The sequence below is a fragment of the Rhizorhabdus histidinilytica genome, from assembly GCF_900167915.1.
Taxonomy (GTDB): Bacteria; Pseudomonadota; Alphaproteobacteria; order Sphingomonadales; family Sphingomonadaceae; genus Rhizorhabdus; species Rhizorhabdus histidinilytica.
Genome location: NZ_FUYM01000003.1, coordinates 515,437 through 527,881 on the forward strand (window position 1 = coordinate 515,437; position 12,445 = coordinate 527,881).

17 protein-coding genes are annotated in these 12,445 nt (G+C 66.6%); 8 read left to right on the forward strand and 9 right to left on the reverse strand.

Going from position 1 to position 12,445, the window contains the following annotated elements:
• The first annotated feature begins 16 nt into the window (after window positions 1-16).
• Window positions 17-466 carry a MaoC family dehydratase gene (locus B5X82_RS09310; protein ID WP_079647856.1) on the forward strand — a complete coding sequence of 150 codons (450 nt, stop codon included), beginning with the start codon at window positions 17-19 and terminating at the stop codon, window positions 464-466.
• A gap of 9 nt (window positions 467-475) precedes the next feature.
• Here the strand turns inward: B5X82_RS09310 and B5X82_RS09315 are convergent, their stop codons facing one another.
• From B5X82_RS09315 to petA, 5 genes are all read right to left on the reverse strand, one after another.
• On the reverse strand, window positions 476-976 hold the full coding sequence (locus B5X82_RS09315; RefSeq protein ID WP_079647857.1) for a TPM domain-containing protein: 501 nt from the start codon (window positions 974-976) through the stop codon (window positions 476-478).
• A complete protein-coding gene (gene mtnP, locus B5X82_RS09320; protein ID WP_079647858.1) occupies window positions 973-1,836 on the reverse strand; it encodes an S-methyl-5'-thioadenosine phosphorylase in 864 nt (287 codons plus the stop codon). The genes B5X82_RS09315 and mtnP overlap by 4 nt, the downstream gene beginning before the upstream one ends.
• Before the next feature lie 91 nt (window positions 1,837-1,927).
• The gene (locus B5X82_RS09325; RefSeq protein ID WP_079647859.1) at window positions 1,928-2,770 is read right to left on the reverse strand and encodes a cytochrome c1; all 843 of its coding nucleotides are present in this window, start codon (window positions 2,768-2,770) and stop codon (window positions 1,928-1,930) included.
• Between the two features lie 16 nt (window positions 2,771-2,786).
• Entirely contained in the window at window positions 2,787-4,052 is a 1,266-nt protein-coding gene (locus tag B5X82_RS09330) for a cytochrome b (RefSeq protein ID WP_079647860.1), read from the reverse strand.
• Between the two features lie 11 nt (window positions 4,053-4,063).
• Window positions 4,064-4,630 carry a ubiquinol-cytochrome c reductase iron-sulfur subunit gene (gene petA / locus B5X82_RS09335; RefSeq protein WP_079647861.1) on the reverse strand — a complete coding sequence of 189 codons (567 nt, stop codon included), beginning with the start codon at window positions 4,628-4,630 and terminating at the stop codon, window positions 4,064-4,066.
• Window positions 4,631-4,823: 193 nt separating this feature from the next.
• On the opposite strand from petA, the gene B5X82_RS09340 reads away from it, so the two are divergent.
• Genes B5X82_RS09340 through B5X82_RS09350 form a run of 3 tightly spaced genes read left to right on the forward strand, consistent with a single transcriptional unit; the run spans window position 4,824 to window position 6,743 of the window.
• Window positions 4,824-5,273 carry a tRNA (cytidine(34)-2'-O)-methyltransferase gene (locus B5X82_RS09340; protein ID WP_079647862.1) on the forward strand — a complete coding sequence of 150 codons (450 nt, stop codon included), beginning with the start codon at window positions 4,824-4,826 and terminating at the stop codon, window positions 5,271-5,273.
• Window positions 5,270-6,130, forward strand: a complete 861-nt coding sequence (gene hemF, locus B5X82_RS09345) for an oxygen-dependent coproporphyrinogen oxidase (protein WP_079647863.1) — start codon at window positions 5,270-5,272, stop codon at window positions 6,128-6,130. Before B5X82_RS09340 ends, hemF begins: the two co-directional genes overlap by 4 nt.
• 7 nt (window positions 6,131-6,137) lie before the next feature.
• Window positions 6,138-6,743 carry a GNAT family N-acetyltransferase gene (locus B5X82_RS09350; RefSeq protein ID WP_079647864.1) on the forward strand — a complete coding sequence of 202 codons (606 nt, stop codon included), beginning with the start codon at window positions 6,138-6,140 and terminating at the stop codon, window positions 6,741-6,743.
• Here the strand turns inward: B5X82_RS09350 and B5X82_RS09355 are convergent.
• Window positions 6,719-7,513 carry a hypothetical protein gene (locus B5X82_RS09355; protein WP_079647865.1) on the reverse strand — a complete coding sequence of 265 codons (795 nt, stop codon included), beginning with the start codon at window positions 7,511-7,513 and terminating at the stop codon, window positions 6,719-6,721. The genes B5X82_RS09350 and B5X82_RS09355 overlap by 25 nt on opposite strands.
• A gap of 105 nt (window positions 7,514-7,618) precedes the next feature.
• On the opposite strand from B5X82_RS09355, the gene lipB reads away from it, so the two are divergent.
• The 3 genes from lipB to B5X82_RS09370 all read left to right on the forward strand — a co-directional run bounded on the left by lipB (window position 7,619) and on the right by B5X82_RS09370 (window position 9,341).
• Window positions 7,619-8,290 (forward strand): lipoyl(octanoyl) transferase LipB, encoded by a 672-nt coding sequence (lipB, locus tag B5X82_RS09360; RefSeq protein WP_079647925.1) that lies wholly within the window; start codon window positions 7,619-7,621, stop codon window positions 8,288-8,290.
• A gap of 57 nt (window positions 8,291-8,347) precedes the next feature.
• Window positions 8,348-8,584, forward strand: a complete 237-nt coding sequence (locus B5X82_RS09365) for a hypothetical protein (RefSeq protein ID WP_079647866.1) — start codon at window positions 8,348-8,350, stop codon at window positions 8,582-8,584.
• Between the two features lie 70 nt (window positions 8,585-8,654).
• Complete coding sequence (locus tag B5X82_RS09370; RefSeq protein WP_079647867.1) at window positions 8,655-9,341, forward strand: hypothetical protein; 687 nt, start codon at window positions 8,655-8,657, stop codon at window positions 9,339-9,341.
• A gap of 99 nt (window positions 9,342-9,440) precedes the next feature.
• Here the strand turns inward: B5X82_RS09370 and queE are convergent, their stop codons facing one another.
• Window positions 9,441-10,073, reverse strand: a complete 633-nt coding sequence (queE, locus tag B5X82_RS09375) for a 7-carboxy-7-deazaguanine synthase (RefSeq protein WP_079647868.1) — start codon at window positions 10,071-10,073, stop codon at window positions 9,441-9,443.
• A complete protein-coding gene (gene queC / locus B5X82_RS09380; protein ID WP_079647869.1) occupies window positions 10,073-10,765 on the reverse strand; it encodes a 7-cyano-7-deazaguanine synthase QueC in 693 nt (230 codons plus the stop codon). Before queC ends, queE begins: the two co-directional genes overlap by 1 nt.
• Before the next feature lie 166 nt (window positions 10,766-10,931).
• On the opposite strand from queC, the gene B5X82_RS09385 reads away from it, so the two are divergent.
• Entirely contained in the window at window positions 10,932-11,675 is a 744-nt protein-coding gene (locus B5X82_RS09385; protein ID WP_235862644.1) for a peptidase, read from the forward strand.
• 180 nt (window positions 11,676-11,855) lie between these two features.
• Here B5X82_RS09385 and B5X82_RS09390 read toward each other — a convergent pair whose 3' ends face one another.
• The gene (locus tag B5X82_RS09390; protein ID WP_079647871.1) at window positions 11,856-12,302 is read right to left on the reverse strand and encodes a DUF3617 domain-containing protein; all 447 of its coding nucleotides are present in this window, start codon (window positions 12,300-12,302) and stop codon (window positions 11,856-11,858) included.
• Window positions 12,303-12,445: the final 143 nt, after the last annotated feature.

The window sequence follows — 12,445 nt, forward strand, 5'->3', positions numbered from 1 at the left end:
AAGCAGGAATGACCGGATGCGCTATTTCGAGGATTATCAGGAAGGCCAGGTCGAGCGCTTCGGCGCCTATCCGGTGACGCGCGAGGAGGTGATCGACTTCGCCTCCAGATATGATCCGCAACCCTTCCACCTCGACGACGAAGCCGCCGCGCAGAGCCCGATCTTCGGCCGGCTGGCGGCCAGCGGCTGGCATAGCTGCGCGATGGTGATGCGCATCCTGACCGACCATTGGACCGAGGACGGCTATTTCTCGCTCGGCGGGACCGGGGTCGACGAGCTGCGCTGGACCAAGCCCGTCTATCCCGGCGACACGCTGAGCGTCGAGGCCGAGGTGCTGTCGAAGAGCACGCCACGCTCGCGCCCGACGATGGGCTTCGTCACCTTCCGGCTGACCGTGTTCAACCAGGACGGCGACGTCGTCATGACGCTGAAAGTCACCAACATCCAGCATCGCCGCCCGACCTGAAGCTGGCCCCTACCTGCCGATCCGCGCGATGATGGCATTCACGCCCGCGCTGATCCCACCGGCCATGTCGCTCTTCTGAAAGCGCGGCAGGATCGTGTCGCGGATGATCGTCGCACAGAGCGGATCGCTTAGTGGTTTCTCCAAGCCGTAGCCCACCTCGATCCGCACCTTCCGCTCATTCGGTGCGACGATGAGCAGTACGCCGTCATCGATGCCCTTGCGGCCGATCCCCCAACTACGCCCGACACGAATCCCGAAATCCTCGATCCGCTGACCGCGCAGGCTGGGCACGGTCAGCACAACAAACTGATGGCCTGTGGCCGCCTCCAACCGGGCGAGCCGCTGATCAATGTCGCGAGCGACGGCAGGCGGCAGCAACCGAGCCTCGTCAGTCACCCGCCCCGTGAGCACCGGCAGCGGCGGCCCCGCCTCCCACCAATGGGCCGCTGGCGCGAGCCCGGGGGCCGCGACCAGGAGCAGCGCAGCAAGCGAGAAGGCGAGCTGTCTCATCCAAACAACCGGGGCAGCAGCGTCGCCAGCCGTCGCTTGGTCGCGGGAGGCCAGGCCAAGGGTGCCGTGATCACCGCGCCGTCGAGCGCATGGTCGCAGCCCTGAGGACAGTGGATGCCGCCCCATGTGCCGGCGGCGACCGCTTCCACCAGCGCCTGGGCGCGGGCGACGTTGGCCTCCATGATCGCGATCACCGAAGCGACATCGACATGAATGTCCGACCAGGCGTCATCGTCGGTCACCATCGCGACGCTGGCGTAGCAAAGCTCGGCCTCGCGGGCGAGGCGCGCCTCGGGCAGGCCGGTCATGCCGACCACATCGCACCCCCAGCTCCTGTGCAGCAGCGATTCGGCGCGGGTCGAAAATTGCGGCCCCTCGATCACCAGCATCGTGCCGCCGATCCGGTGCAGCCCGCCTTCCTCCGCCAGCGCGGCGGCCACGACCGCGCCGAGACGGGTACAGGTCGGGTGGCCAAACGCAGCGTGCGCGACGATGCCGTCTCCGAAGAAGCTACGCCCGCCGCGGGTGGTGCGATCGACATATTGATCGACGAGGACGAAGCTGCCTGGCGGCACGTCCGCATGGAAGCCACCGACCGCCGACACCGCCAATATCTCGGTGCAGCCCGCCGCCTTCAGCGCGGCGATGTTGGCACGGTAGTTGACCTCGTGCGGGGCAATGCGGTGGCCGCGGCCGTGGCGCGGCAGGAACGCCACCTCGCGGCCGGCGATCGTGCCGAGCAGCAGCGAGTCCGATGGCGCGCCCCAGGCCGTGTCGACCGCGATCCATTCGCCATCCGACAATGCCGGCATCCGATAGAGCCCGCTGCCGCCGATCAGGCCGAGACGATTGCTAGTCATGCGCTGACTGTCCCCTCTTTGCCGACGATCCATAAGGAAAGGGCCGCCCGGTCGCCCGGACGGCCCTTTCCGTTGATCGAACCGGTCTGGCTCAGTGTTTGATGCCCGCCCAGATGTTCCGGTAGGACAGATAGGCCAGGATCGTGGCGATCAGCAGGAAGCCGAGGACAGCGATGCCGGTGGCATGGCGCTTCTCCAGCTTCGGTTCCGCCGTCCAGATCAGGAAGGCCGAGACGTCCTTGGCCATCTGGTCGACGGTCGACTTGGTGCCGTCGGCATAGGTGACCTGCCCGTCGGCCGCGAGGGGCGGCGGCATCGCGAGGTTCAGGTTCGCGAAGTACGGGTTGTAGTGCAGGCTCGCCGGGGTCTTGGCATCCGGGAAATGCTTGAGCAGTTCCGCGGGCTGGTCCTGATAGCCGGTCAGCAGCGAGTAGATATAGGCACCGCCGTCATGACGCGCCTTGGCCATCAGCGACAGGTCCGGCGGCAGCGCGTTGTTGTTCGCTGCGCGGGCGGCGACCTCGTTCGCATAGGGCGCCGGGATCTTGTCGGCCGGGGTGCCCTTGCGGGTCGCGGGCTCGCCGGTCTCCGGGTTGATCGAGGGGACCTCGGTCGCCCAGTTCTTGGCGATCGCCTTCACCTCGGCATCGGTGAAGCCCAGATCCTTCAGGTCACGGAAGGCGACCTGGTGGAGCGAGTGGCAGGCCGAGCAGACCTCCTTGTACACCTGGAAGCCGCGCTGGAGCTGCTGGCGGTCGAACTTGCCGAGCGGGCCATCCGACGCGAAGGAAACCTCCTTCGGGTGCAGGTGGAACTCATGCTCGGCGGTCTTGGCCGGCGGCTCGCTGATATAGGCGACGGCGCCCGTCACCAGCGAGAACAGCAGGACGAAGACGAAGCCGAGGCCGGCGAGGAATGCGATGGGACGAACCATTGTCTCTATATCCCCCTTAGGCCGCGGCGTTGCCGTGCTTTTCCAGCACCGCTTCGGTGATCGAGTTCGGCAGCGGCAGCGGACGCTCCATGCGCGAGACGATCGGAAGGATGATCAGGAAGTGCGCGAAATAATAGGCCGCGGCGAGCTGGCTGATCATGACGTAGGGCTCTTCGGCCGGCGAACCGCCGCAATAGCCGAGGATCAGCACGTCGATGACGAGCAGCCAGAAGAACTTCTTGAACGCCGGACGATAGTTGCCCGAGCGGACCGGCGACTTGTCGAGCCACGGCAGGAAGAACAGCAGGATGATCGAACCGAACATGGCGATCACGCCCCACAGCTTGGCCGGGAGGATGAAGTCGACGGTGAAGGCGCGGAGGATCGCGTAGAACGGCCAGAAATACCATTCGGGCACGATGTGCGCCGGCGTCGAGAGCGGGTTGGCGGCGATATAATTGTCCGGGTGACCCATCGCGTTCGGCGCGAAGAACAGCACCGCGCAATAGAGGATCAGGAACACGCCCAGCCCGAAACCGTCCTTGGCGGTGTAATAGGGATGGAACGGAACCGTGTCCTGCGGACCCTTCACGTCGATGCCGGTCGGGTTGCTCGAACCCGGGATGTGCAGCGCCCAGATGTGCAGGATGATGACGCCCGCGATCACGAACGGCAGCAGATAGTGCAGCGAGAAGAAGCGGTTCAGCGCGGCGTTGTCGGGGGCGAAGCCGCCGAGCAGCCAGGTCTGGATCGGGGTGCCGACGACCGGGATCGCGCCGAACAGGCCGGTGATCACCTTGGCGCCCCAGAAGCTCATCTGGCCCCAGGGAAGCACATAGCCCATGAAGGCGGTCGCCATCATCAGCAGGAAGATCACGAGGCCGAGCAGCCACACCATCTCGCGCGGGGCCTTGTACGATCCGTAGAAGAGGCCGCGGAAGATGTGCAGGTAGACGACGATGAAGAAGAAGCTCGCGCCGTTGGCGTGCGCATAACGCAGCATCCAGCCCGAGTTCACGTCGCGCATGATGTGCTCGACCGAATCGAAGGCGACGAGGCCGTTGGCGGCATAATGCATCGCCAGCACGATGCCGGTGACGATCTGGATCGCCAGCGCCGCGCCCGAAAGCACGCCGAAGTTCCAGAAATAGTTGAGGTTGCGCGGCACCGGATAGCCCGCGCCGACCGCGTTGTAGACCAGACGCGGCAGAGGCAGCCTGTCGTCGATCCACTTCATCAGCGGATGCTTAGGCGCGTAGTGATTTGCCCAGGGGAAGCTCATGTCTGTCTACCTCAGCCGACTTGGACGACGGTATCGGATTTGAAGGCGTATTTCGGCACTTCGAGATTCTTCGGCGCCGGGCCTTTGCGGATGCGCGCCGCGGTGTCGTAGGACGAACCGTGGCACGGGCAGAAATAACCGCCGAACTCGCCCTTGATCTCACCCTCGCCGGCGCCCAGCGGCACGCAGCCGAGATGGGTGCAGACGCCCATGGTGATGAGCCACTGCTTCTTGCCGTCGACCGTGCGCTGCTCGAGCGTCTGCGGGTCGCGCAGCGAGCTCGGGTCGACCTTGTCCGCCGCCGCGATCTCGGCGGCCGTCAGGTGACGGACGAAGAGCGGCTGCTTGCGGAAGATCGTCTTGATCGCCTGGCCTTCCTTGATCGCCGAGAGATCGACCTCGATCGAAGCCAGCGCGAGCACGTCGGCCGAGGGATTCATCTGGTTGATCAGGGGCAGCAGCACCGTCGCCGCGCCGACGCCGGCGAAGCTTACCGCCGCGAGATTGATGAAGTCACGGCGACGAACGCCGTCGCCGGCCCCTTCGCCGGGCGTTTCTGTAGTTTCGAGCGTCGCCATTCCGGAACCTTTGCGCTGCCACGATTTCGGCGCCTGCGCCAAAGGGTCCGACAAACAGCCTTTCCCCCCACGCATGCGCGGCCGCCCGCAAAATCCCCGGCGGCTGCGCGCTGATAGCGCCGCTTTGTCGGCTTTGCCAATCCCATTTTCCGATTATTGCGGCATTGCGATACATTCGCCTATCAGCAGCGCGATGCGGATCGCCCTTCACCAGCCCGATATTGCCGGAAATGTGGGCACGATCCTGCGCATGGCGGCATGCTTCGGCGTCCCCGTCGACATCATAGAGCCGTGCGGCTTTCCCTTTTCCGAACGTGCGCTGCGCCGCGCGGGCATGGACTATGCCGAGGCAGCCGAGATCAGCCGTCATGCCGACTGGGAAGCGTTCGAATCCCGCGCGACGGGCCGGATCGTGCTGCTCACCACCGCCGCCGATTTGACCTTGGACAAGGCCAGCTTCCTGCCCGACGACATAGTGCTGCTCGGATCGGAGGGCGCCGGCGTGCCGCGCCCGGTGCATGACCGGGCCGATCTGCGCGTGCGCATTCCGATGCGGCCGGGCTTCCGGTCCTTGAATATGGCGGTCTCGGCTGGCATCGCGCTGGCCGAGGCGCTGAGGCAGACCGGAGGATGGCCCCAATGACATTGCAGCTCGATGCGCAGCAGGCGGCGGCGCGCGCATGGTTCGAATCGCTGCGTGACAGAATCTGCGCCGCATTCGAGGCGATCGAGGCCGAGGCAGGCAGCGACGCCCGATTCGGCTACACCCCCTGGAACCGCGACGGCGATCCCGCCGGCGAGGGCGGCGGCGGCGTCCGTGGCCTGATGAAGGGCCGCGTGTTCGAGAAGGTCGGCGTCAACGTCTCGACCGTGGGCGGCGCCTTCCAGCCCGAATTCGCCAGGACAATCCACGGCGCGGGCGAGGACAACCCCGGCTTCTTCGCAACCGGCATCAGCCTGGTCGCGCACATGGCCAATCCGCACGTGCCCGCCGTCCACATGAACACCCGCTTCCTCACCACCACGAAGCGCTGGTTCGGCGGCGGCGCGGACCTCAACCCGCCGATCCCCTACGATGCCGACACCGAAGCCTTCCATGCCCGTCTGAAGGCGGCCTGCGACCCGCACGGCGCCGACTATTACGATCGCTTCAAGGCGTGGGCTGACGATTATTTCTGGATCCCGCACCGCCAGGTCCATCGCGGCGTCGGCGGCATCTTCTACGATCATCTCGACGTCGAGGACGAAGCGGGGTTCGAAGCCCATTTCGCCTTCACCCGCGACGTCGGCGAAGCCTTCCTCGACATCTTCCCGAAGATCGTCCGTGCCCGCATGCACCAGAGCGCGAGCGACGAGGACCGCCGCCGCATGCTCAACTTCCGCGGCCGCTATGCCGAGTTCAACCTGGTCTACGACCGCGGCACGCTGTTCGGCCTCAAGACCGGCGGCAACATCGACGCGATCCTGATGAGCCTGCCGCCCGAGGCGACGTGGGAATGATGATCCCGTGCCGCTGACCGAGGTTCCCCCGCACATGGTGGCGACCGTCGTCACCTCGCTGGAGATGCTCGAGCGGCCCCGGCCGAGGCCGGCGCCCAACGCGCCCTTCCGCCTGGCACGGTGGAAGACGCCGTCGACAGACAAATATCGCGCGCTGTTCCGCCGCATCGGCGAGCCGTGGCTGTGGTTCTCGCGGCTGGTGATGACGGAGGCGGAGCTGGCCGCGATCATCGGCGATCCCGATGTCGAGATTCATGCGGTCGAGGACCGGCACGGCATCGAGATCGGGCTGCTCGAACTCGACTTCCGCCGGCCCGGCGAGGCCGAGATCGCCTTTTTCGGCTTCATCCCCGAGCTGGCCGGCAAGGGACATGGCAATTGGCTCATGGCGCAGGCGCTGGCACTGGGCTGGCGCAAGGACGTCGAGCGGATGTGGGTGCATAGCTGCACGCTCGACCATCCCGGCGCGCTCGGCTTCTATCGCCGCCATGGCTTCGTGCCTTTTGCGCGTGCGGTCGAGACCTTCGCCGATCCGCGCCTGGCCGGCGTGCTGCCGCGCGAGGCCGCGCCGCACGTCCCGCTGTTCGATCAGCGCGACGCGAGCGTGCGGTAGACCAGCGCCAGATAGACCGCGAGGCCCATCGACAGCAGCGCCTCGAGCGCGGCGTTGGCGACCATCTGGACGGCCGAGGCAAGACCGATATCGCCGATGCCGAGCTTGAGCAGCTCGGTCAGCGACCCGACCACGAACATCTCGATCATCGCCAGTATGATGCTGAGGAAGAGCAGCAGCAACCAGACGCCGAGCAGCCGCAGCACATTGGTCCGGCCAAGCGCCCAGGACCGCCGGATCGCATCGATCGCGCCGAGCGGCTCGACCGCGATCACCGTCGGCAGCAGCAACAGGCGCAGCCACAACAGGCCGATCGGGATCATGATCAGGACAAGGAGCTGGCTGGCGATCACCGGCGAGCGCGGATCGGCCTTGAAAGTGACCGCGCCCAGCGTCGCGGCGACCACGATCGCAAGCATCACCGCGAGGATGGCGACGCCGAGCAGCAGCATCGCGGCCAGCGCGGTCGGCAGCCTGCGCAGCCCAGCCGCAAGCGCTTCGCCGACGCTGATGCCCGGAGCGAGGACGAGCAGCGAGACGACGAGATTGCCGAGCAGCATCAACAGCCCGCCCGGCACGACCAGCAGCGCCTGCCATGACGGCACCGCCTCCCCCGCGCCGCGCATGGACATCAGCGCCTGCATGCCGACATCGAACAGCAGTTGGGCCGGGCCGTAGACCGCCAGCGCGACGGGGACGAGAAGCCCACTCTCCCGGCGCAGGAAGGCGATCGTTTCTTCCCAGACCGTTCCCAGCGAGAAAGCCGTCATTCGATGGTTACTCCACACCCCGTCCGCGCCCCCTATCCGCCGGGCGTGCCGAGCGCAATCGCGCAGCACTTGATCGATCGCCGAAAGCGGCAATATGCGAAGGACATGACCGTGGACGACGAGATCGAATGGCGGGTAACCCCCGGCCTGTCTCCCTATGCCGAGACCGTGGCGGAGATGGAGGCGCGCGCCGCCGCGATCCGCGCGGGCGAAGCGCGCGAGCTGATCTGGCTGCTCGAGCATCCCCCGCTCTACACGGCGGGCACCAGCGCCGAGGACGACGAGCTGCTGCTCCCCGACCGCTTCCCGGTCTTCCGGTCGGGACGCGGCGGCCGATACACCTATCACGGCCCAGGCCAGAGGGTCGGCTATGTTCTGCTCGACCTCGACAAGCGCGGGCGCGACGTCCGCTGCTTCGTCGCAGCGATCGAGAATTGGGTGATCGCGACGCTGGCCGACTTCGGCATCGCCGGGCGCAGCGAGCCCGGCCGGGTCGGCATCTGGACCGGCCATGGGGCCGACGAGGCGAAGATCGGGGCGATCGGCGTCCGGGTCCGCCGTTGGGTCAGCTTCCACGGCTTCTCGCTCAACGTCGACCCCGACCTGTCGCACTTCTCGGGGATCGTGCCGTGCGGGCTCGGCGAGTTCGCGGTGACCAGCATGGCACGGCTCGGCGTCGCCGCGGACATGACCAGGGTCGATGAAGCGCTGCACCGCCATTTCCCGGCGATGCTCGCCGCGCTGCGCTGTTCCAGCCGATCCGACAAGGACTCTTGAGCGCCCGAGTCGTTGGCTATATCCTGCCCGCCAAGAGCCTGTATGCGGGGAGTAATCATGACGCGTTCGATCCATCTTCTTCTCGTCGGCAGCCTGGCGATGGCTGCGGCGGGCCTGTCCTCCTGCGGCAAGAAGGACAGCGGCGGCGACACCAATATCGTCGAGATGAACGCCAGCGACGGATCGATGAACGACATGACGGCGGTCGAGAGCGCGACTCTCGATCAGGCGGGCGCTGCTGCGGCCGCCGCCGAAAACGGCGCCGCTGCGGACAACGCCGTCAACGCGATGTGATCGATCGCGGATCAGGAAAATGGTCGAGCACTGTCGGGCGGGCGGTTCTCTGAGGTTCGGGAGAGAAAGCATGGTTCGATGGTTGGTTTCGGGGATGGCGGCGATGCTGGCGGTGGGCCAGGCCGCCCCCGCTTCCGCCTATCTTTTCTGGGTGCAGCCCAATTTCACGGGCGGCCCGGTGGTCGGCGACGAAGCCGGCCTGGGTCAGCCGCTGCCGAAGGCGACGCCGGCGGAACTCAGGGCGCATATGTTGTGGAACATGCGCGCGGGGCTCAACGTGGCAGCGCTCCAGTGCCAGTTTTCGCCGATCCTGCTGACGGTGCCCAACTATAACGACCTGCTGTCGAAGAACGCGGCGGAGCTCAACGACGCCTACAAGACGCTCGGCGCCTATTTCAAACGGACCGGCGGCAAGACCTGGCAGAAGACGTTCGATAACTACACGACCAAGACCTATAACGGCTTCTCGACGATGCACGCCCAGCTCGGCTTCTGCGAGACGGCGAGCGCGATCGGACGCGAGGCGCGCAAGCTCGGCCGCGGCAAGTTGACCCAGCTCGCCATCGACCGGATGCGCGAGTTCCGCAACAGCCTGATCCCGGCCGGCGACATGATCCACGCGCGCCGCCAGATCTACGTGCCGATCCAGCCGGTATCGATGGACAAGGCCTGCTGGACCCGCAAGGATCTGTTCAAGGCCGCCTGCGCCCCGCCCCCGGTGCAACAGGCCAGCGCCCCCAACGGCCGCGCGGGTTGAGGTAACTTAATCAGGGCCGTCATCCCGGCGAAAGCCGGGATCTCATTTCTCCATGATGGAAAAGGCAGGGAGATCCCGGCTTTCGCCGGGATGACCATGTCAGCGAATCCCCACCACCTTGTGGGTCTGGGTCGACAGCCGCCATTTCGGGTGAGCCATCACATAGGCGATCGCCACCGCGCGCGCTTCGTCGAGCCGTGGGCCGTCCATCGGCTGGAGCAGGAAATGCTCGAAATCCCAATCCTCCAGCGCCGCCGGATCGATCCCCGGCTGCGGCCAGACCAGCTTGAGCTCGTTGCCCCGGCGCAAGACGACGTCGGTACCCGCCTTGGGGCTGACGCAGATCCAGTCGATCCCGGCCGGCGCCGGCTGGGTGCCGTTGGTCTCGACCGCGGTCTCGAACCCGCGTGCCTTGAGCGCGGCGACCAGCGCATCGTCGACCTGAAGCAGTGGTTCGCCCCCAGTCATGACGATGAAGGCGCCTGGCAGCTCGCCCCATAGCGCGATCGCCCGGTCGGCCAGCGTGCCGGCATCGGGGTAGCGCCCGCCATTGTCGCCGTCGAGGCCCACGAAGTCGGTGTCGCAGAAGCGGCATTGCGCGTCGGCGCGGTCCTCTTCCCGCCCGCTCCAGAGATTGCATCCCGCAAAGCGCAGGAAGACCGCGCGGCGGCCGACCTGCGCTCCCTCCCCCTGCAGGGTCAGGAACATCTCCTTCACGGCATAGCTGCCCATCAGGCGTAGACCGTCGGATCGGCGAGCCCGGCCTCGGCGAAGCCCTTGGAGCGTAGCCGGCAGCTGTCGCACAGGCCGCAATGCTTGCCGTCCTGCGTCGGATCGTAGCAGGACCAGCTCATCCCGGCGTCGAGGCCGAGCCGCGCCGCCTCCCGTGCGATATCGGCCTTGGTCATGTGCTGGAGCGGCGCGTGGATGGTGAAGCCCTGCCCCTCCACGCCCATCTTCGTCGCCAGATCGGCGAGATGCTGGAAGGCGGCGATGAACTCGGGCCGGCAATCGGGATAGCCCGAATAATCGAGTGCGTTGACGCCGAGGAAGATGTCGCGCGCGCCGGTCGCCTCGGCGAAGCCCAGCGCCAGCGACAGGAAGATGGTGTTGCGCGCGGGGACGTAGGTCGACGGGATTCCCGGCATCACCCCGTCCTTCGGCACGTCGATGTCGTCGGTCAGCGACGAGCCGCCGAAGGCGCGTAGATTGAGCGGCAGGGTGACGTGCCGGTCGACGTCGAGCGCCGCCGCGACCCGCTTCGCCGCTTCGAGCTCGACCCGATGGCGCTGGTTGTAGTCGATCGTCAGCGCGGCGAGCGCGAAGCCCTGCTCGCGCGCGATGCCGCCGGAAACCATCGAATCGAGGCCGCCGGACAGCAGCACGATCGCGCGGCGGCCTTCCTTGTTCGCAATGTCAGACATGCCCCGCGCTTAGGCCATTTTTGCCGCGCGCGAAAGTGAGCCGGGGCACCCCGAAAAACAGGCATGGAATTCGCGTCCGATCCTTTATGATCGTCGCCGGTCGGGGAGGGCCGAGGGGAACGCCATGACCTATTGCGTCGGGATAATGCTCCGTGAGGGGCTGATCATGATCGCCGATACCCGCACCAATGCGGGGATCGACAATATCTCCACCTACCGGAAGCTCCACATCCTGGCCGAGGATGAGAACCGGCTCGTCGTCGCGGCGAGCGCCGGCAACCTGTCGGTCACCCAGCTCGTCCTCGGCATGCTCGCCGAGGGCCTGCCCGCGACCAATCCCGACGAGGGGCCTCGCCGGATCGAGGACATGCCCAGCATGTTCCAGGCGGCGCAGCTGGTCGGCGAGGCGGTGATGGCCGCCGGCGCCCAGCTCAAGCCCGCGCTCTACGCGGCGGGCGTGTCGTCGGGCATATCGCTGCTGCTCGGCGGCCGGATCGGCGGCGGGCCGCTCAAGCTGTTCCTGATCTACGACGCCGGCAACTTCATCGAATGTCAGCGCGACAGCCCCTTCTTCCAGATCGGCGCCTGCCAGTACGGCAAGCCGATCCTCGACCGCGCGATGAATTATGACAGCACCCTCGACGAGGCGGTGAAGGTCGGCCTGCTATCGTTCGACTCGACGATCCGATCCGACCTGTCGGTCGGCCTGCCGTTCGACCTGATGGTGATGCGCGCCGATCCCAAGACCCCCGTCATCCGGCGCCGGATCGAGGAAGACGATCCCTATTTCCGCAACCTGTCGGCCCGCTGGTCGATGCTGCTCAACGAATCACGCGCCGCGATCCCCGACCCGCCTTTCCTGAACGGCGACACTTCGGTGGTCGAGCTGAAGGCCCCGGCGGAACGCTAAAAAAGAGGGCCGCCCGAGAGCGGCCCAGTGAGGCTATACAGCCTGCTAAGGGAGGAAAGTGTGCCCAAAGGGGGAGGCACGCGACCCATCTACCCCAGCAGGGTTAAACAAAGCATTAACCAGGCCACATGCATGCGCGCCTGGGGGATTCGACTTTCGGCGAAGCGTGGGTGAGCGGGGTCAGCGCTGGCGAGCGGCCGTCTGGCCACCGCAGGCGCCGATCCGGCGGGCCTCGACAATATAGTCGAACGGCGCGTTGCGGGAGATGCCCTGGGTCTGGATCACGGCGGTCCGCGGCGTTTCCACCCGCACCGTCGTCCGGCCCCAGCCGGCGCGCTGGCAGCTGTAATGGACCGTCGAGCTGCGCGGACCGTTGGCGATCACGAAGCGCGAGCAGCCGGGCTGGTCATGCTCGACCTGGACCAGGGCGACCGGATCGGCGATGCAGATCTGGCGGGGGGCGCGGCCCTTGACATCGAGCTGCCACAGGCCCGCCTCGAGCTGCTGGAGCGCAGTCAGCGAGATCGGCGCGGCTGAACCACCCGGTGGAGCCGGATCGGCCATTGCCGCGGGCATCGTCGCACCCGCCATCAGCACCATCACGCCGCACCGCCACGACCAAGCCATCACGCGTCCCCACGCCTGTCCAGGCGCCCCGATCCCCCGATCATCGCCGCCAGACCATCGTCCTTCGACCAACGGTCGATACATCAAGACCGGCGAAACCGATTCCTGAAGAATGCTGTGTTCTTGTTTCAGGAACGGGAAAG

Bases quoted from the DNA above. Each gene is read 5' to 3' on its own strand.
- petA (WP_079647861.1), bottom strand. From the start codon at position 4,630: ATGGCGACGCTCGAAACTACAGAAACGCCCGGCGAAGGGGCCGGCGAC.
- B5X82_RS09310 (WP_079647856.1), top strand. From the start codon at position 17: ATGCGCTATTTCGAGGATTATCAGGAAGGCCAGGTCGAGCGCTTCGGC.
- queE (WP_079647868.1), bottom strand. From the start codon at position 10,073: ATGGGCAGCTATGCCGTGAAGGAGATGTTCCTGACCCTGCAGGGGGAG.
- B5X82_RS09385 (WP_235862644.1), top strand. From the start codon at position 10,932: ATGATCGCCGATACCCGCACCAATGCGGGGATCGACAATATCTCCACC.
- B5X82_RS09370 (WP_079647867.1), top strand. From the start codon at position 8,655: ATGGTTCGATGGTTGGTTTCGGGGATGGCGGCGATGCTGGCGGTGGGC.
- lipB (WP_079647925.1), top strand. From the start codon at position 7,619: ATGACCGTGGACGACGAGATCGAATGGCGGGTAACCCCCGGCCTGTCT.
- B5X82_RS09330 (WP_079647860.1), bottom strand. From the start codon at position 4,052: ATGAGCTTCCCCTGGGCAAATCACTACGCGCCTAAGCATCCGCTGATG.
- B5X82_RS09355 (WP_079647865.1), bottom strand. From the start codon at position 7,513: ATGACGGCTTTCTCGCTGGGAACGGTCTGGGAAGAAACGATCGCCTTC.
- B5X82_RS09325 (WP_079647859.1), bottom strand. From the start codon at position 2,770: ATGGTTCGTCCCATCGCATTCCTCGCCGGCCTCGGCTTCGTCTTCGTC.
- queC (WP_079647869.1), bottom strand. From the start codon at position 10,765: ATGTCTGACATTGCGAACAAGGAAGGCCGCCGCGCGATCGTGCTGCTG.
- B5X82_RS09340 (WP_079647862.1), top strand. From the start codon at position 4,824: ATGCGGATCGCCCTTCACCAGCCCGATATTGCCGGAAATGTGGGCACG.
- B5X82_RS09315 (WP_079647857.1), bottom strand. From the start codon at position 976: ATGAGACAGCTCGCCTTCTCGCTTGCTGCGCTGCTCCTGGTCGCGGCC.
- B5X82_RS09365 (WP_079647866.1), top strand. From the start codon at position 8,348: ATGACGCGTTCGATCCATCTTCTTCTCGTCGGCAGCCTGGCGATGGCT.
- mtnP (WP_079647858.1), bottom strand. From the start codon at position 1,836: ATGACTAGCAATCGTCTCGGCCTGATCGGCGGCAGCGGGCTCTATCGG.
- hemF (WP_079647863.1), top strand. From the start codon at position 5,270: ATGACATTGCAGCTCGATGCGCAGCAGGCGGCGGCGCGCGCATGGTTC.
- B5X82_RS09390 (WP_079647871.1), bottom strand. From the start codon at position 12,302: ATGGCTTGGTCGTGGCGGTGCGGCGTGATGGTGCTGATGGCGGGTGCG.